Below are 16901 nucleotides of genomic sequence, written 5' to 3'. Positions count from 1 at the left end.
TTTTATATCGTTCTCTCGCGCAATAATCACTATAGCGCTGGCTTATGACAGGGAATGTGATGTCGCCCTTAATCAAGAGATTAAATCAGATTTGAATCATGGGGATATGGAGCGAGCCCTAGACGCAAGATCCAAGAGTGAAGGAATACGAGAAAAAGAGGGAAGCGATGATAAGAGGACGTTGGGATAAACAAGACTAACAGGCTGTTAAGAAGAACCTGCCAAGTGGAGCCCACCAACAGGAGCCGATCGCTTTAGGTGATACTCTCCTTGAGTGCAGCGATTTCCTGCGCGGTCAGCGGTCGCATCTCGCCTTCTGGCAGATCGCCCAGGGTTAAGGATTCGATGGCGACGCGCTCAAGGTCTATTACCTTGTGGCCGAGGGACTGACTCATGCGGCGGATCTGGCGGTTGAGCCCCTGGGTGAGGACTATCTCGAAGCTGTCCGGGCTTAGGCGAGTCACCTGACAGGGGAGTGTGGTGACATCCTTATAGCTGACGCCCGCAGCCATCTGAACCACAAAATCATCATCGAAGGGCCTGTCTAGCCTGACATGGTAGCGTTTGTGGTGGGCAAAACTTGGGTGCATCAGGCGCTGGGTCAGCTCACCATCGTTGGTGAGTAGCAGCAGCCCCCTGGAGTCTTTATCCAGCCGTCCCACGGGGTAGAGTCGCGGCTGCTGTGGCAGCAGATGGATCAGGCTGGCAGTATCCTCTGCCAGCAGGCGGCAGTCTGTCCCCACCGCCTTGTTGAATATCCAGTAGGCCTTGTCGGCGATGGGGGGCAGCGGCTCGCCATCGACACAGACGCTGAGCGATGCCTGTGTGCCTGCGGGCGTCTCTATCAGCTCTATGCTGTCTGTGTGTTTGGCGAGCCGATCGCCCAGGCTGACTCGCCCGTCGCGGATCAGTCTCGATGCGGCGCGGCGCGAGCAGCGTCCAGTTAAGGCCAGGTACTGGGCGAGGCGCATCGACGCGCCTAGCCGTGGGCCGAGACTTGGCTGATCAGGTTGTCCTGATAGCTGTGTCTGGCGAGCTTCTTGATGGTGAGCGCCAGGGTGACACACCAGACCATTACCAGATTGGTCTGGGCCCACATGGCAAAGGCGACGCCGCAAATTGAGCCGTCGTGGTGGCTGCAGGGGGCGAAGTCGAGTATTCCCCAATCCACCATGAGGGCCAGGCTGCTGGCGGCCGTCAGGCCCAGGCCGCTAACGATAAACAGCGGCGTCGAACAGATTGCCTTATGGTTGACTCTGGCCGAGAGGGTCAGGAAATAGAGGATGATGGTGGCGATCAGGAAGATGGTGGAAAACAGCCTGTGCTCTTTGAGGTAGTTGATCGGGTAGATGCCGATGAGGATGATAGTCACCCCCACCACAAAGCCAGCGAAGGCGATATAGTTGCCAAAGTGTCCCAGCTTGAGCTGCAACAGGCCGTACATGGCCAGCAGTATGCAAGAGCCTGCCAGGATAAGTCCCATGTTGAAGATATAGGCCAGGGGGGAGTCCACATAGTTGCCCAGCAGATCCGGCCTTTGGTTAAAGGCCTCCAGTCCCATCACCTGAAACTTGGCGAACAGGGAGATAGAGATGCCCAGGGCAGAGATGAGCGCACCGGTCAGAATGGTGAAGACCACCATGCGTTGCAGGTCATAGTTTATGGGTTGGTGTAGGGCCATAGCGATGCCATTTATTGTTATTTTTTGAATATAAAAAAGGAGTACTTTTTTTGTACTCCTTTCGTTTCGACGCATGGCTAATTTCAGTAAATGCTTAACCTAATTCACTGCGTCGCAATTATATCCCTATGGCATTAGTTTAAGTGAAAACCCCCATAGAGTGGAACTGTTAAGGTGAGGATTGTCACAAATTGATCCGTGCGCCCATGGTCAGGGCGCACCAATTCAGCTTAGTGACGCTTACGCAGTACCACTATGGCGATGGCAACTATGGCGAGGATCATGCAGTACCAGGCGTGGGCAACCGCCTGCAGCGGGCTGATGCTGAAGGTGGAGGCGATCAGCAGCGCCTGGGCACCGTAAGGGATCAAGCCCTGAATGATACAGGAGAAGATATCCAAGATACTGGCGGCGCGCTTAGGGGTAACCTCATGCTTCTCGGCCAGATCTTTGGCGATATCGCCGGTTACCACGATAGACACGGTATTGTTGGCCACACAGGTGTTGGTCAGAGCGACTATGCCTGCCATGCCCAGCTCAGAGGCACGGGTCGAGGCCTCGCCCTTGGCGCTGGAGAAGCGAACGATCAGCTTCTCAATCTGCTTGCTCACAAATGCCAGGCCACCCTGTTGCTGCATCAGGGCAGCCAGGCCACCGACCAGCATTGAGAGGATGAAGATCTCCTGCATGTTGCTAAAGCCGGCGTAGATATCCTTACCAAATTGGATCAGGCCGTAGTCTAGGGTGGCAAAGCCGGTGATGCCTGCCAGCAAGATACCCACGGTCAGCACTACGAATACGTTCAGCCCGGCGACCGCCAGTACCAAGATGGTGAGGTAGGGGATAACCTTAAGAAAATCTATCTGCTGCGGCGCCACATCGGCTTGGCCTTGTCCGGCGAGGGTGAATACCACCAGGGTGATCAGCGAGGCGGGAATGGCGAAGATCAGGTTTTCTCTGAACTTGTCTTTCATCTCACAGCCCTGGGTGCGGGTCGCGGCAATGGTGGTGTCAGAGATGATCGATAGGTTGTCACCAAACAGGGCGCCCGAGATCACGGCCCCGGCCATCAGTGCCAGATCGATCTGCGCCTCTTCGGCCACGCCCAGTGCGATGGGGGCAACCGCGGCTATGGTGCCCATAGAGGTACCCATGGCGGTGGCGATGAAGGCGGCGATCACGAAGAAACCGGGTAGCAGCAGGTTAGAGGGCACAAGCGACAGCCCCAGTGCCACTGTGGCATCCACGCCGCCCGTGGCCTTGGCCACGGAGGCAAAGGCGCCGGCTAATAGGTAGATGAGACACATGGCGATGATGTTGGAGTGGCCTATGCCGCCGATGAAGGTCTCTATGCTCTGGTTCAGCTTCTCTTTCGAGATCAGCAGCGCCAGTATGATGGCGGGCAGGATGGCGACCACGCTCGGCAGCTGATAGAAGGCAAAGTCGACGCCCTGACTCTGGAAATAGACGCCGGCACCGATAAACAGGGCCAGAAACAGGAATAGTGGCAGTAGGGCGATAAACGATGCCTTGGGGGCCGTGGTTTGTGTTGGTGTTGTCAAAACGCTCTCTCTTCTCGCTAAACGTCTCCGCGGAGACGTGTCATTAAAACTGGATGCTCGTTCCCTTGCCCTCCTAGCTGGAACATCTCGCTTTTTTGCGAAATGGGACATCTCAATAGGTGAGAGGATATGAGATCGAAAGACGTCTGTCAATTTAGACGTCTAGATGTTTTTACTGCTAAATGTTTGGTTGCTGTTAAATCCTCTGACAAGCCTGTTAACATCTTGCGGTAACAAGTTATTAACTTGCCTAGCTTAAGCCGAGAGATCAAATTTTTTATCTTGTTAAAACTGTCACTTAACTTATTACTCATGCTAGGCTTGCGCCTCATGTGGCTTAGTGGAAATCGAAAAAATGATGTTAGTCGAGGTGGATAAGGCGCGTTATCGCCAGCACTTAAATCGGGTGATAGCGGTGTTTATCGCCAGTTTGGCTCTGCTGTCTCTGGTATCTGGGCAGCTGTTGATCGCCTTGTTTGGCAATCAGGAGGTGGTTAGCGGCGAGTCTACCGGCAACCTGCACCTGAATTTCTTCGGCGTGTTGATAGGCTTTGCCGTCTGCGCCTTGGGGCTCTACCAACAGCGACACAAAGCGTACTTTCGCGAGATCTATTATGTGTCTAGGCTCAAGGCGCTGCAGAACCGCATCTACCGCAAGTTTAAGCAGATCAAACAGGCGGGCGAGCGTAACGACATCGACGCCCTCACCATACAGGTGTTCTATTTCAGCAGCCAGAAACTGGTTTATCTGCTGGACGACAACACATTGACCCTGAGCCAGGTCGATAAGGAATTAGAGGCAGTTAAGGCGCGTATCGCCGAGCTTGGGCTTAATATCGGCCCAGAGGATTTCGACGAGTCGCTGCTGGAGAAGTTTTAGCCCCTTTATCTCTGCTCGCCTCGTGGCTTATCCAGGCCAAACACTTCGTTGAAGGCCTGGGTCAGCAGCTCCACCTTGGCGCTCTCCCGCGCCGACTGCTTGACCACCATGGAGAGGTTGAACTGGTAACAGGCCTCATCCCCGTGAATGATCTTGATCTCCTGCTGTTTCAGCTCCTCCTGAATGTAGCTCAGGGGCAGGTAACCTATGTAGCAACCCGATAGAATTAAGGTTTTACGAGTATCAAACTGATACGCCTTGGCCGACAGGTTGAGGCGTTTGAGCTGCTCTCTGCCCTCGGGGTCGATATCGACGCCTGGATGGATAGAGGGGGTCTTGGCCAGCATCTCGGCACTGATCTCTTCGTCGCTCAGGTGAAAATAGGGATGCTTGGCGCTGCAACACAGGTAGATGGGCTCGCTGAAGATGGTCTGATAGTTGAGGCCCTGGATCTGTTGATAGCTGGGCAAGAGGCCGACGTGGGCCTTGTCCTGTAGCAGCGACTTCTCAATCTGGTGCAGCGCCTCGCCATCAAGAATAAGGTGTAGCTGGGGCTGACGCTCGTGTATGTAGGCGATCACCTGGGCCAGCTTCTGCTGCATGCCGTAGTCCAGCTGATCGGCGCAGAGGATCACCAGTTCGCCGATCAACTCTTCCCCCAAGTTGTTAACAAACATCGAGAAATCGTTGAGGGAATCGAATAGTTCGATGCAGGCGTGATATACGGCCTGGCCCGCCTCCGTGAGGGCAAATCCGCCCCGTCCCCGGCTACACAGCTTGAGCTTCATTCGACTCTCTAGGTTCGACATATGCACGCTGATAGTGGAGCGGGTGACCCCGAGTTCATTCTCTGCGGCGGCGAAGCCACCATTCTCGACCACGGTGCGAAAGATGCGCAGTAATCTGAGATCGTATTCGGTGATCGCCTTAGGGATGATGGACTGTTTGCTCATTAGTTTTATAAGCTTCAAACTTTGTGTTGAATATTTGGTATTTAACCCGAGTTAGTTTTGCTATTCAATAGAGAAATTAGCGCGCCCTTCTTGATTCAAGCTATGGCGTAGCCCTTTAGATTCAAACTATTTATGCAGGGAACTGTTATGCAGGGAATTAAAGACACTCAGTTAATCAAACTTTCCTCCTATATCGACGGCAGATGGACGGCGGGCGAGCAGCGCTTCGACGTGGTGAACCCGGCCAGCCAGAAGGTGATCGCACAGGTGGTTGACGCCAGTCTCGATGATACCCAGGAGGCCATATTAGCCGCCAAGCGGGCACTGCCGGAGTGGTCTAAGCGTTCGGCCAACGAGCGCGCCGCCCTGATGCGTAAATGGTTCAACCTGATGATGGAGCACCAGGAAGATCTGGGCCGCTTGCTGACCCTGGAGCAGGGTAAGCCCCTGGCCGAGGCCAAGGGGGAGATCGCCTATGGCGCCGCCTTTATCGACTGGTTTGCCGAGGAGGGCAAGCGTGTCTATGGCGACACCATTCCAGCGCCCGCCAGCGACAAGCGTATTCTGGTGATCAAGCAGCCTGTGGGCGTGGTGGCCTCTATTACTCCGTGGAACTTCCCCAACGCCATGATCGCCCGTAAGGCGGCGGCTGCGCTGGCGGCCGGTTGTACCTTCGTGGCACGTCCCTCTCCGCTGACGCCGCTGTCGGCCTTGGCGATGGCAGAGCTGGCCGAGCGCGCCGGTATCCCTGCCGGGGTGTTCAACATAGTGGTGGGCGAAGATGCCGTGGGCATGGGCAAGGTGCTGACCCAGCATCCAGATGTGGCCAAGTTTACCTTCACCGGCTCTACCGCCGTGGGCAAGATTTTGCTGGCCCAGTGCGCGACCAGTGTGAAGAAGGTCTCCATGGAGCTGGGAGGCAACGCGCCCTTTATCGTGTTTGACGACGCCGACATCGATGCCGCGGTGCAGGGCGCCCTGATCTCCAAGTATCGCAACGCTGGGCAAACCTGTGTCTGCACCAACCGTGTTTTCGTGCAGAAGGGAGTTGCCGCGGCCTTTACCGAGAAGTTTACCACCGCCGTGGCCAATCTCAAGTTGGGCGATGGCCTGGGCGATGGCGTGACCGTCGGCCCCATGATCTCCAAAGATGCGGTGGCGAATGTGCTTAAGCTGGTGGATGATACTGTGGCAAGCGGCGCCAAGCTGGTGACCGGCGGACAGCCGAGTGAGCTGGGCGAGAGCTTCCTGGCACCCGTGATCGTCACCAATGTGACCAATGAGATGCCGCTGGCCCGCAACGAGATCTTCGGCCCCGTGACCCCTATCATCAGCTTCGACAGCGAGGCAGAGGCGCTGGCCATGGCCAACGATACCGAATATGGCCTGGCTGCCTATTTCTACGCCCGGGATATCGGCCGCATCTTCCGCGTCGCCGAGGGGCTGGAGTATGGCATGGTGGGCGTCAACGAGGGGATCATCTCCAACGCCGCCGCACCTTTTGGCGGGGTGAAGCAGTCGGGCAACGGCCGTGAAGGTTCCAAGTATGGCCTGGACGATTATCTGGAAATTAAATACCTGTGCCTCGGTGGCCTGGATCAGTAGTGGCTTGGATAAGTAAACGGAAGGATAGAGACGATGAGCAACGCAGAATTACAGGCGCGTAAGGTACAGGCGATCGCCAGGGGACAAGGTAACGCCTATCCCGTCTATGTGGAGCGGGCGTTAAACGCCGAGCTGTGGGATGTCGAGGGCAAGCGCTACATCGACTTCGGTACAGGGATCGCCGTATGTAACACTGGCCATAGTCATCCCAAGGTGGTGGCGGCGGTGAAGGCGCAGCTGGATAATTTTAGCCACACCTGTGTGATGGTGAACCCTTATGAGTCGGCGGTAGCCCTGGCGGAGCAGCTTAATCGCATTGCCCCCGGCGGTAGCGACAAGAAGGCGATCTTCGTGACCACGGGCGCCGAGGCGGTGGAAAACTGCGTCAAGATCGCCAGGGCCCACACAGGGCGTCGCGGCGTGATCGCCTTCAACGGCGGCTTCCATGGCCGCACTAACCTGACCATGGCGCTGACGGGTAAGATCACCCCCTACAAGCATCAGTTTGGCCCCTTCGCTGGGGATATCTTCCACGCGCCCTATCCGGTGGCCTTCCATGGCGTGAGCGTGAAAGACTCCCTCAAGGCGATCGAGCATCTGTTTAAGGTGGATATCGCTCCTTGTGATGTGGCGGCGATCGTGGTCGAGCCTGTGCAGGGTGAGGGCGGTTTCTACGCCGCGCCGCCAGAGTTCTTACAGGCCCTCAGGGCGCTGTGTGACCAGCATGGTATCGTGCTGGTGATGGATGAGATCCAGACAGGTTTCGGCCGCACCGGCAAGATGTTTAGCTGCGAACACGCGGGCGTCGAGCCGGATCTGATGACCATGGCCAAGGGGATCGCCGGTGGCTTCCCGCTCGCGGCCGTGGTGGGTAAGAGCGAGATCATGGACGCGCCGCTGCCGGGCGGCCTTGGTGGCACCTATGGCGGTTCTCCCGTGGGCTGTGTGGCGGCGCTGGCGGTACTCGAGGTGATGCAAGAGGAGCAGCTGGTGGAGCGCGCCGTTAAGATAGGCGACAGCTTCAATCAGGCGCTCTCTGCCCTCAAGGAGCAATATCCACAGCTGATTGGCGAGGTGCGCAATCAAGGCGCCATGATCGCCATGGAGTTGGTGATCGACGGTGACAGTGAGCAGCCCAACACGGCATTGACCCAGGCAATCATCGCCAACGCCGCGGCCCATGGTTTGGTGCTGCTGGCCTGTGGCTTCTATGGCAATGTGATCCGCTTCCTGCCGGCGTTGACCATCAGCGATGAGATCATAGCCGAGGGGCTGGCCAAGTTTAAGACGCTGTTCGAGAGCCTGGTGGACTAAATCGCGCTTGTTTGAAATAAATAGCCAAAAGCCTGGAAGATTTCTTCCGGGCTTTTTTGTATCTGCATGTTGAAAATCGCCACAAGACCTTGAATAACCAAGTCGAAGCGCGTAAAACTGCCTGTCAGCAGCGTTATTCACCAGGCCAGTCGGCCTCAGGCGAGGGAGTTTAGGTTTTTGGATCACTTTATTTGGAATATGGACCCTGTGTTGGTCTCTTTCATGGGGCTGACGATACATTGGTATGGCGTCCTGTTTGCTAGCGCGATCTTCGCGGGCTTTCAGGTAATGAAACGCATCTATGTGCGCGAAGGCCTGGATGTGGAGTCACTAGATAACCTCTTGATCTATTGCGTTATCGGCATAGTGGTGGGGGCGCGTCTGGCCCATGTGTTGTTTTATGATCCTAGCTACTACTTTGCGCACCCGGCTAAGATTCTGGCGATCTGGGAAGGCGGACTGGCCAGCCATGGCGGTGGCCTGGGAGCGATCCTGGCGCTCTACTATTATCATCGCAAGATGAAGCTACCTTTCCTCTTCCTGCTTGATCGGCTGGCGATCGCCACGGCCATCTTCGGCTTCTTCGTGCGCATGGCCAACTTCGTCAATTCTGAGATCCTCGGGGTGCCGAGCGACAAGCCCTGGGCCATCGTCTTCGAGCGGGTGGACATGTTGCCGCGCCATCCGGCCCAGCTGTATGAGGCGCTGGCCTACCTGAGCATCTTCATCGCCCTTTGGGCTATCTACAAGACCACAGAGATGAAGCAGAAGCAGGGCGCCCTGTTCGGCCTCTTCCTGGTGTGGGTGTTCAGTGCCCGTTTTGCCATAGAGTTCGTCAAGGTGAAGCAGGCGGCGTATGCCCAGGACTGGACCATGAGCGCCGGTCAGATGCTGAGTATTCCTTTCCTGCTGGTGGGGGTCTTCCTGCTGGTGAAACCCTATCTGGCATCCAAGGCCAAATAGCGATAAGTAAGCCCGACTCAGTTCGGGCTTTTTTTTCAATTAAAAACAGTTAATCAATCATTTAACTCATCTCCAATTAATAGATCCTCTGCTAAAATAGGGGGGCAAATCTGATTGTCCCAGCCTATTCATCTGCCAGAAGGAGACCTATGTCCTACCAGGTTATCTTGTTAGGGATCGCCGCGCTGATTGCCGTGGGGATCCTGTTGCATCACCCCTCAAAGACCCTGGGGTTGCCCAGTCTGTTGATCTTCATGGGCGTGGGCCTGAGCCTGGGCAATGGCGAGTTTAATTTTGTCTACGATAACCTCACCCTGACCTCCACGGTCGGGGCGGTCGCCCTAAACATGATCGTCTTCGTCGGCGGCATTAATACCAAGACGGAGAGCATCAAGCTGGCCTACAAGGAGGGCGGGGTGCTGGCAACCTTCGGGGTGCTGCTGACCACGCTTATTCTGGGCGCGCTCCTCTATCCATTGACCGACTGGAGCCTAGTGATCTGCCTGCTGTTTGCCGCCGTGGTCTCCTCGACCGATGCCGCGGCCGTGTTCTCGATTCTGGAGTCGAAGAAGCTCAAGCTCAAGGAGCGCACGGATACTGTGTTGGAGTTCGAGTCGGCCACCAACGACCCGGTCGCCTTGGTGATGGTGATGATACTTACAGGTATCGCTCTGGCACCGGATGCGCCGGTATCGCCCTGGGCGATAGGCCAGATGCTAGGCTTGCAGATCGCCTTAGGGATAGGCGTCGCCTTCGTGGTGGCCAAGTTGGCGGTGTGGGCACTGAACAGCATACATCTCGAGGAATATGGCCTGATCCCAGTGTTTGTGCTCGCCAGTTTCGTGCTGGCGGCCTATGGCAGCGAGCTGGCCGGCGGCAATATCTTGATCGCCTCCTATGTGTGCGGCGTGGTGATGGGCAACGGCATACGCCGGGGCGTGGAGGTGACGCGGCATTTCTTTAACAGCCTCTCCTGGCTGGCGCAGTCGCTGATGTTCATCATACTCGGGCTGCAGATCTTCCCCCAGACCCTGTTTAGTGTGTTCTTCCTGTCGCTTATCCCGGCGGCGTTGCTGATGCTGGTGGCCAGGCCCTTGGCGGTGCAGATCTGTTACCTGCCGTTTCGTCAGGCGAGCTGGAAGAAGCGGCTGTTTATCTCCTCCATAGGTCTCAAGGGGGCGACCCCTATCGTCTTCTCGCTGATCCCGGCGGCGGCCGGCGTCGAGGGGGCGGTGGAGATGGTGCATCTGGTGTTCTTTATCGTGCTCTTCTCCATCCTGTTGCAGGGGGCGGCCATAGAGCCTCTGGCCAAGCGGCTTGGGCTCAATAGCGACAGTTAAGGGTTAGCGTTTAACTCCCAGCGCCCAATCCCCAGTACTCTAAGGCGCCGTCTGAGCTGAGGGTGATGAGCTGCCCACCATAGCTCACCATATCCATGACGGTCGTGCCCATGGAGAAGGGGGTGAGCTGCCAGCGCGCTAGCTCCTTGCCGGTGGCGACCTGCCAGCGAAAGATTGTCTGTTTCGAGGTGGCGGTGATCAACTCATCGCCCCTGTGAATGAAGCGGGCGCGGCGAAAATAGCGGTAGCGCTCGAAGTAGTTCAGCTGACTCAATGCCTCGCCAGTGTCGAAAGCCAGCAGTTGATGATTGTCCAGGTTATCGGCAAAGAAGAGGCGCCGGTCGGCCTCATCAAACGCCAGGCTGGTGATGCGCTGGGGCAGGGAGAATTGCTTTATTATCTCGCCGTTGCCGCTAACCCACCAGAGCACCTTGCCATCATGGCCGGCGGATAACAGGCGCTCATCCGAGGCGCCAAAGGCGAGGAAGGCCACCTCGGCGTCGTGTTGTTTAAACAGGGAAAACTGCTGCGCCTTGAAATCCACCAAGATCACGCTGCCTTCGTTCATGCCGATGGCGATGCGACTGCCCGACTGATTGAGCGCCAGGGTCGAGATGCTGGCGTAGTCGTCAAAGCCGTTGACCTGCCAGGTCAGCTGGATATTGCCCTGCTGGATATCTATCAGGGTAATTTGGCGTTTGCCGCCATAGGCCAGATAGCGCTTGTTGCCCGACATGGCCAGCTGATAACCCGGATGCTCGAAGGCGGTAGCCGGCCAGTGAAAGCGCTGCTTGCCCTCGGGGAGGCTCCAGACGCTGAGATCCCGACTTCGACTCAATGTGACGGCCAGGCTGGCATCCTCTGCCAGTAGCCCAGCCACCAGATTGTCCTCCACCAGACGCTTGAGGCTCTGCGGTGGCTGGCTTGTCTGCTTATCTGAGCAGCCGGAGAGGACGACGAGTAACAGGGCTAGGCTTAAGAGATGGCACAGGCGCTTGAGTGTGGACATGGGGATAGCGGATAAGGCTCAGTTACTGGGAGTTAGCTGAGCATAACACATGTAAAAGCCCGCCGGTGTCAGCCAGCGGGCCTGAAGGTCTAAGCCTTGTATAGACTAAGCCTTCTATGAGCCATTACTTGAGGCGGTAGATCACCTCGACGCGATCGCTGATGCTGGTCTGGGCCTCCTGATAACTCTCGGCCACATCACCACGGGCTGCGGCGCTCATCTTATACACCATGGGGCGCACAGCTCCCTGAGCCTGATAGCGGATCTCCCATACGCCATCCAGACGCTCGCCGAAGCCTTCGGCCAGGGCGGCGGCCTTCTGCTTGGCGTCCTTGATCGCCATCAGCCTGGCCTGTTCAATCATCTCGGCCTCCTTGCTGGATTTGAAGTTGATCTGATGGATGCGGTTGATCCCTTGCTGCAACGCGCTGTCGAGCAGGTCGTTGAGCTTGTCCAGTGCCCTTAGTGTGACCACCACCTGGCGGCTGGCGAGGTAGCCAATCTCCTTGTTGGTGCGCGTCTCAGGGTCGTACAGATAGTCGGGACGCAGATTCAGGTTGGCGCTCTGAACATCCTCGCGTGCGATCCCCGCCTTGGCTAATCTGGCCAGGAAGTCGCTGACCGCCTTGTCTGATCCCGCCTTGGCCTTGGCCGGGTTGTCGGCCTTAGTCACCACCTCGACGGTTAGTTCGGCCATGTCGGCCTTGACGACCAGCTCGCTGGTGCCGACGGTTTCGATATGGGGGAAGTTTAGCTCTGCGGCGGCCGCGTTAGGTAAAGCAAGCAGGTTGCCGGTGAAAACCAATGAACCAAATAGGGTGGCAATCAGGGTCTTTTTCATCGAATACTCCAAACGCACGTAATAGTGACAAATCAGTAGATAAGAATCGGTTGTTTGAGCATATAGACGCAGGATTTCTGAAAAGGGGTTAAACAAACTGAAAATTTTTTTGGGGCTGTCGGAGAGGCTTCACCTAAAAGAAAAAACCTGGTGATAGAACATCCTGCCTATCACCAGGCGAAAGCGCCTTTGGGGGAGCGCTAGAGGTGCCACCTGTAAAACACCTCTTTTAAATGGTTTTGCGATTCAGGCCCGTCGTCGGTCTCTGGCCCTCGACTTAGGCTATTATGTTTGCTGCCCTCTAACCTGAAATCACATGCTTCCTGCAGACCACTTATTCTGTTTCCATCTTGTTATCTTGCCTTCCCTAGCCCTTGGCGATTCGATTAATCCCTTAGCAAATCGATTAAGCCCTTAGCGAATCGATTTCATTCTTGGTGATTCGACTTAGCTCGTGGTGAATAGAGGTTTATCCCTGGATAAGCTTGAGTTCACGCATGAGCTGATTGAGTTGCATGGTGAGCCGGTCGATCTCGGCGCGCAGCACGCCCACGCGCCCGCCTTGCTGCTCACTCTGGCGAACCAGTTGGTAGACCGTCTTGGTGGAGACGCCAAACTGTTTGGCGACATCCGATAGCAGGCAGTTGTTTCCTTTGACTTCGGCGACGATCCGCTCTGCCATCTTAGGCGTGATACTCTTAGATACTGTACTCATCTGTGACTCCTTATGGATGAATCCGCGTGTTAGCCTATTCGACATCCCACTGGCTGATGCCGAGGTGAAAGATAAACTGCCAATCTTCGAAGCGGCTGACCGCCATTAACCAAGGTTTCATCTACAACTCCTTATGGGATGGTGCTTCATTTACCTTTGGCAATTCTGCCCGCCCCAATGACTACCTACAAAGTAATATGTAAGTTCTGTGCCAACTTTTTCAAAGATTATTAATTAATTGATTTTTATGGTTATTAATGATTTTTGATTGCGTCTGACAAGTGTGACATCGCGCACAGGGCTCACCAACTTGGTGCCGCCATGGCTTGCATTGGTGCAAGTCTGCAAGTTTGGCTTGGCGCCGCTTTGGGCTGGCCGAGCTACACTGACTAATAGGCAAGTTTATGTTAATAAAAAGCAAACAAAATGACTAAATAATCATTTCTATCGCATAAGTATTGACTGTGTGAGTCGGGCTGCCTATAGTCGTGGCCAATTGAGCGAATATTCCTGGTAAGAGAGTAAATAATGAACAAATCTATCCTGTTAGCCGGTTTGACGGCCCTGTTGCTGCTGAGTGGCTGTGGTAAAGAGAAAGATTATCTGGTGGTAGGCACCAATGCGGCCTTTCCGCCCTTTGAATATGTGGGCGGTGTCAGCGGCGATCAGGTGATGGGGTTTGATATCGATCTGGCCCGCAAGGTGGCCGAGGATGCGGGTAAGACGCTCAAGGTGGAGAACATGAAGTTCGACTCGCTGATTGTGGCCCTCAACGCCGGCAAGATAGATATGATCGCCTCGGGCATGACCATCACTCCAGAGCGTCAGGCCAGCGTCGACTTCTCCGAGCCCTACTACGAGGCGACCCAGGTAGTCTTGGTCAACAAGCAAGATGACAGCATCCACAGCCTAGCGGATCTCGCCGGTAAACACTTCGCGGTGCAGCTGGGCTCAACCGCCGACATGATGGCCAAGAAGTACACCCAGTCGGTGACCGCCTTCAATACCGGCTTTGAGGCGATCATGGAGCTGAAGAACGGCAAGGTGGATCTCGTGCTGTTCGACAGCGAGCCGGCCGCCAACTACCTGGCCAAGAACCCTGAGCTTAAGCTTATCAGCCTGGACTTCCCCCCAGAGTTTTATGGTTTCGCCGTGGCCAAGAGCCAGCCCGAGCTGCTGGCCAGCATCAACAAGACGCTGGCGACCATGAAGCAGAATGGTCAATATGACGCCCTGCTCGCCAAACACATGAAGTAGGTCGCCATGTTAGATGCAATTAATTCCTCGCTGTTTACGCCCATAGGTGAAGATGGACTCATAGGTATCTACCTGATCCTCAATGGCTTAAAGGTGACGCTGATCGTGACCCTGTTCGCCATGATCTTGGGGGCCATACTGGGCGTTGCCACCACATTGATGAAGATGTCCAGCCGCTGGTATCTGCGCTGGCCGGCCAACCTATATGTGGGCGTGATACGCGGCACTCCAGTGGTGGTGCAGCTGGTGATCCTCTACTTTATCGTGCTGGCCACCTGGGATGTGGACAAGGTGAGCGCGGCCATCATTGCCTTCGGCCTCAACAGCGGGGCCTACATCTCTGAGATCATCCGCGCCGGCATACAGGCGGTAGATAAGGGGCAGACGGAGGCGGCGCGCTCCCTCGGCCTGTCGCAGGCGGTGACCATGAAGGAGGTGATCCTGCCTCAGGCGATCAAGAACATTCTTCCCGCCCTGGGTAACGAGTTTATCGTGCTGTTAAAAGAGACCGCGGTGATAGGCTTCATCGGCGGTGTGGATCTGATGCGCTCAGGCGAGATCATCCGTAGCCGCACCTTCGAAGACAGCGTGCCCCTGTTTACCTGTGCACTCATCTACCTGGCGTTGACCTATAGCTTCACCTTTATGTTGTCGAAGTTTGAGAAGAGGCTTAAGCAAAGTGATTAAGATTAGCAATCTGCATAAATATTTCGGCGACAACCAGGTGCTCAAGGGGATCGACGAATCGATCGCCCGGGGCGAGGTGGTCAGCGTCATCGGCCCCAGCGGTAGCGGCAAGAGTACCTTCCTGCGCTGTATCAATCTGTTGGAGCAACCCACCCAGGGGGAGATAGTGATCGATGGTCAGTCGATCACCGCGCCGGATGCCTGCATCGATAAGCTGCGGCAGAAGGTGGGCATGGTGTTTCAAAACTTTAACCTCTTCCCCCATAAGACGGTGCAGCAAAACATCACCCTGGCGCCGGTGAAACTGGGCTTGATGACCCAGGCCGAGGCCGATAGCGAGGCGATGCGCCTGCTGGAGCAGGTGGGGCTGAGTGACAAGGCGAGCGCCTATCCCGCCAGCCTGTCTGGCGGTCAGAAGCAGAGGGTCGCCATCGCCCGCGCCCTGGCGATGAAGCCTGAGCTTATGCTATTTGACGAGCCCACCTCGGCGCTGGACCCCGAGATGGTGGGCGACGTTCTGGATGTGATGAAGCAGCTGGCTCAGGCGGGAATGACCATGGTGATCGTCACCCACGAGATGGGCTTTGCCAAGGATGTCTCCGACCGGGTGATCTTCATGGATGGTGGCTATGTGGTGGAGAGCAATGTGCCTTCGCTGCTGTTCGGTCAGCCCCAGGAACCGCGCACCCAGGCGTTCTTGAGCAAGGTGCTCAGATAAGTTAAATCTTAGGGTAAGTTAAATCTTCGGGGAAGTTCAATCTTCAGGTGAGTATAGCGGTTAGCCCTCGGCCGCTTGCTCGGCCTGCCAGAACTGGTAGTCGTGTTTGCCCTGGGCCTTGACCCGGTACATGGCGGCGTCGGCAAACTCGCAGGCGCTGGCAAAGTCATCACTTGGGGTGAAGCAGTAGATGCCGATACTCAGGCCGAGTTTGACCTCTGTGCCTTCTAAGATGATCGCCTGACGGTAGACATCCAACAGCGACTGGGCTCGCTCACTCAGCAGGGTCTGGTCCTGGCTGGGGTGCAGAATCAAAAACTCATCGCCGCCGAGACGGGCGATCTGGGCCTGAGTGCCTATGATGCCCCTGAGGGTGTGGGCTACATGGACCAAGAGGTGGTCGCCAAACTTGTGGCCCAGCTTGTCGTTGAGTTCCTTAAAGCCATCGAGATCGATAAAGAAGATGCTGCCCGTGCCTTGCTGATACAGCTCCTCAAATGCCAGGGTGATCGCCTTACGATTACTCAGATTGGTGAGAGGGTCGCAGTGGGCCAGCTCAGACAGCTCCTGCTCGTAGCGCTTCTCCTGGGTGATATCCATGTGAGTACCCATCATGCGTAGCGGCGTGCCATCCGGCTTGCGCTCGACGATACGGCCGCGATCGGACACCCAAGTGACCGAGCCATCCTTGTGGATCATCCGGTGCACCGCCTGATAGTAGTCTGACTTGCCCTCTACATGATCTTCGAAGGCCTTGATCACCCACTCCTTATCCTCCGGATGCAGATTCTGTTTCCAGCTGTCCACATGGGCCGCCAGCTCTTCGCGACTAAAGCCCAGCAGTTCGCCCCACCGCATGTTGAAGATGGTCAGGTTGCCACTGGGAAGATGTTGCTCCCACAGGCAGAGACGGTTGCCATCGAGTGCGGCAAAGAGTTTCTCTTCGGCGCGATCGTTGAGCAGCGTTAACTTGGCGTTCTCGCGTCTGAGCGCCGCATTTTCGGCGCGTAGCTCGGCGATAAGATCCGCCGTTTGCTCGGCACTTATATCGGCCGTTTGCTCGGCACTTTGCTTTGCCGATGGCTCTGCGTTGGCTAACTGATTAGATGGCTGCTCATCCGGCTCCATCGAAGGGGCTCTCCTTTACGTTTGTCAGGCATAAGTTAACCATTATTGGGTAGTGAAACAACTGTCTAAACAAGATGATACATTTTGCTACAGATGTTGCATCCCAGGCGTGGTGGCCGCTAGGTAAAGATTTGGAAGGCGAGCTACGAAACTTAACAAGAATTCACTTGCTAAGGTTCATGGCTAACTCATTAGCCCTAAAGCAAAAAAGAAGCCGACGAGCGGCTTCTTTTTCTATTGCTGAACGA

16 protein-coding genes are annotated in these 16901 nt (G+C 55.9%); 8 read left to right on the top strand and 8 right to left on the bottom strand.

The features are described 5' to 3' along the window. Nucleotides 1-254: 254 nt before the first annotated feature. The 3 genes from K0J45_RS16315 to K0J45_RS16305 form a co-directional block, all read right to left on the bottom strand. On the bottom strand, nucleotides 255-971 hold the full coding sequence (locus K0J45_RS16315; protein WP_220043324.1) for a 23S rRNA pseudouridine(2604) synthase RluF: 717 nt from the start codon (nucleotides 969-971) through the stop codon (nucleotides 255-257). Between the two features lie 8 nt (nucleotides 972-979). Next, on the bottom strand, nucleotides 980-1681 hold the full coding sequence (locus K0J45_RS16310) for a DUF998 domain-containing protein (protein WP_258406125.1): 702 nt from the start codon (nucleotides 1679-1681) through the stop codon (nucleotides 980-982). Between the two features lie 230 nt (nucleotides 1682-1911). After that, on the bottom strand, nucleotides 1912-3243 hold the full coding sequence (locus K0J45_RS16305; RefSeq protein WP_011866974.1) for a Na+/H+ antiporter NhaC family protein: 1332 nt from the start codon (nucleotides 3241-3243) through the stop codon (nucleotides 1912-1914). 340 nt (nucleotides 3244-3583) lie between these two features. On the opposite strand from K0J45_RS16305, the gene K0J45_RS16300 reads away from it, so the two are divergent. Then, nucleotides 3584-4123: a DUF3087 domain-containing protein gene (locus K0J45_RS16300; RefSeq protein WP_258406714.1), complete on the top strand. Its 540-nt coding sequence runs from the start codon at nucleotides 3584-3586 to the stop codon at nucleotides 4121-4123. Nucleotides 4124-4128: 5 nt separating this feature from the next. Here the strand turns inward: K0J45_RS16300 and K0J45_RS16295 are convergent, their stop codons facing one another. Then, nucleotides 4129-5076, bottom strand: a complete 948-nt coding sequence (locus K0J45_RS16295; protein ID WP_220043322.1) for a LysR family transcriptional regulator — start codon at nucleotides 5074-5076, stop codon at nucleotides 4129-4131. Nucleotides 5077-5223: 147 nt separating this feature from the next. On the opposite strand from K0J45_RS16295, the gene K0J45_RS16290 reads away from it, so the two are divergent. The 4 genes from K0J45_RS16290 to K0J45_RS16275 all read left to right on the top strand — a co-directional run bounded on the left by K0J45_RS16290 (nucleotide 5224) and on the right by K0J45_RS16275 (nucleotide 10298). After that, a complete protein-coding gene (locus K0J45_RS16290; protein ID WP_220043321.1) occupies nucleotides 5224-6681 on the top strand; it encodes an NAD-dependent succinate-semialdehyde dehydrogenase in 1458 nt (485 codons plus the stop codon). Nucleotides 6682-6714: 33 nt separating this feature from the next. Next, entirely contained in the window at nucleotides 6715-7995 is a 1281-nt protein-coding gene (gene gabT, locus K0J45_RS16285; RefSeq protein WP_220043320.1) for a 4-aminobutyrate--2-oxoglutarate transaminase, read from the top strand. A 198-nt stretch (nucleotides 7996-8193) separates the two neighbouring features. After that, on the top strand, nucleotides 8194-8958 hold the full coding sequence (lgt, locus tag K0J45_RS16280) for a prolipoprotein diacylglyceryl transferase (RefSeq protein WP_011866967.1): 765 nt from the start codon (nucleotides 8194-8196) through the stop codon (nucleotides 8956-8958). A 149-nt stretch (nucleotides 8959-9107) separates the two neighbouring features. After that, the gene (locus K0J45_RS16275; protein WP_220043319.1) at nucleotides 9108-10298 is read left to right on the top strand and encodes a potassium/proton antiporter; all 1191 of its coding nucleotides are present in this window, start codon (nucleotides 9108-9110) and stop codon (nucleotides 10296-10298) included. Between the two features lie 10 nt (nucleotides 10299-10308). Here K0J45_RS16275 and K0J45_RS16270 read toward each other — a convergent pair whose 3' ends face one another. The 3 genes from K0J45_RS16270 to K0J45_RS16260 all read right to left on the bottom strand — a co-directional run bounded on the left by K0J45_RS16270 (nucleotide 10309) and on the right by K0J45_RS16260 (nucleotide 12863). After that, entirely contained in the window at nucleotides 10309-11307 is a 999-nt protein-coding gene (locus tag K0J45_RS16270; protein WP_220043318.1) for a WD40 repeat domain-containing protein, read from the bottom strand. Nucleotides 11308-11431: 124 nt separating this feature from the next. Then, nucleotides 11432-12148 carry an oxidative stress defense protein gene (locus K0J45_RS16265; protein ID WP_220043317.1) on the bottom strand — a complete coding sequence of 239 codons (717 nt, stop codon included), beginning with the start codon at nucleotides 12146-12148 and terminating at the stop codon, nucleotides 11432-11434. 469 nt (nucleotides 12149-12617) lie between these two features. Beyond that, nucleotides 12618-12863, bottom strand: a complete 246-nt coding sequence (locus tag K0J45_RS16260; RefSeq protein ID WP_011866963.1) for a hypothetical protein — start codon at nucleotides 12861-12863, stop codon at nucleotides 12618-12620. A 528-nt stretch (nucleotides 12864-13391) separates the two neighbouring features. Between K0J45_RS16260 and K0J45_RS16255 the strand changes: the two genes are divergently transcribed. From K0J45_RS16255 to K0J45_RS16245, 3 genes are read left to right on the top strand one after another with little or no spacing between them, the layout of a single operon-like run. After that, nucleotides 13392-14120, top strand: coding sequence for a basic amino acid ABC transporter substrate-binding protein (locus K0J45_RS16255; protein ID WP_220043316.1), 729 nt, complete (start codon nucleotides 13392-13394; stop codon nucleotides 14118-14120). 6 nt (nucleotides 14121-14126) lie between these two features. Then, nucleotides 14127-14807, top strand: coding sequence for an amino acid ABC transporter permease (locus tag K0J45_RS16250; RefSeq protein ID WP_011866961.1), 681 nt, complete (start codon nucleotides 14127-14129; stop codon nucleotides 14805-14807). Continuing rightward, nucleotides 14800-15525, top strand: coding sequence for an amino acid ABC transporter ATP-binding protein (locus K0J45_RS16245; protein ID WP_220043315.1), 726 nt, complete (start codon nucleotides 14800-14802; stop codon nucleotides 15523-15525). Before K0J45_RS16250 ends, K0J45_RS16245 begins: the two co-directional genes overlap by 8 nt. Nucleotides 15526-15585: 60 nt before the next feature. On the opposite strand, the gene K0J45_RS16240 is transcribed toward K0J45_RS16245, so the two are convergent. Continuing rightward, nucleotides 15586-16653 carry a diguanylate cyclase domain-containing protein gene (locus K0J45_RS16240; RefSeq protein WP_434086941.1) on the bottom strand — a complete coding sequence of 356 codons (1068 nt, stop codon included), beginning with the start codon at nucleotides 16651-16653 and terminating at the stop codon, nucleotides 15586-15588. Nucleotides 16654-16901: the final 248 nt, after the last annotated feature.

Origin of the sequence: Shewanella alkalitolerans (assembly GCF_019457575.1) — a bacterium.
Lineage (GTDB): Bacteria > Pseudomonadota > Gammaproteobacteria > Enterobacterales > Shewanellaceae > Shewanella > Shewanella loihica.
This window is presented reverse-complemented; position numbering and strand designations above follow the sequence as displayed.

Excerpts from the sequence above, each read along its gene's own strand:
- lgt (WP_011866967.1), top strand. The coding sequence starts at position 8,194 with ATGGACCCTGTGTTGGTCTCTTTCATGGGGCTGACGATACATTGGTAT.
- K0J45_RS16295 (WP_220043322.1), bottom strand. The coding sequence starts at position 5,076 with ATGAGCAAACAGTCCATCATCCCTAAGGCGATCACCGAATACGATCTC.
- K0J45_RS16310 (WP_258406125.1), bottom strand. The coding sequence starts at position 1,681 with ATGGCCCTACACCAACCCATAAACTATGACCTGCAACGCATGGTGGTC.
- gabT (WP_220043320.1), top strand. The coding sequence starts at position 6,715 with ATGAGCAACGCAGAATTACAGGCGCGTAAGGTACAGGCGATCGCCAGG.
- K0J45_RS16275 (WP_220043319.1), top strand. The coding sequence starts at position 9,108 with ATGTCCTACCAGGTTATCTTGTTAGGGATCGCCGCGCTGATTGCCGTG.
- K0J45_RS16260 (WP_011866963.1), bottom strand. The coding sequence starts at position 12,863 with ATGAGTACAGTATCTAAGAGTATCACGCCTAAGATGGCAGAGCGGATC.
- K0J45_RS16255 (WP_220043316.1), top strand. The coding sequence starts at position 13,392 with ATGAACAAATCTATCCTGTTAGCCGGTTTGACGGCCCTGTTGCTGCTG.
- K0J45_RS16250 (WP_011866961.1), top strand. The coding sequence starts at position 14,127 with ATGTTAGATGCAATTAATTCCTCGCTGTTTACGCCCATAGGTGAAGAT.
- K0J45_RS16265 (WP_220043317.1), bottom strand. The coding sequence starts at position 12,148 with ATGAAAAAGACCCTGATTGCCACCCTATTTGGTTCATTGGTTTTCACC.
- K0J45_RS16240 (WP_434086941.1), bottom strand. The coding sequence starts at position 16,653 with ATGGAGCCGGATGAGCAGCCATCTAATCAGTTAGCCAACGCAGAGCCA.
- K0J45_RS16270 (WP_220043318.1), bottom strand. The coding sequence starts at position 11,307 with ATGTCCACACTCAAGCGCCTGTGCCATCTCTTAAGCCTAGCCCTGTTA.
- K0J45_RS16290 (WP_220043321.1), top strand. The coding sequence starts at position 5,224 with ATGCAGGGAATTAAAGACACTCAGTTAATCAAACTTTCCTCCTATATC.
- K0J45_RS16315 (WP_220043324.1), bottom strand. The coding sequence starts at position 971 with ATGCGCCTCGCCCAGTACCTGGCCTTAACTGGACGCTGCTCGCGCCGC.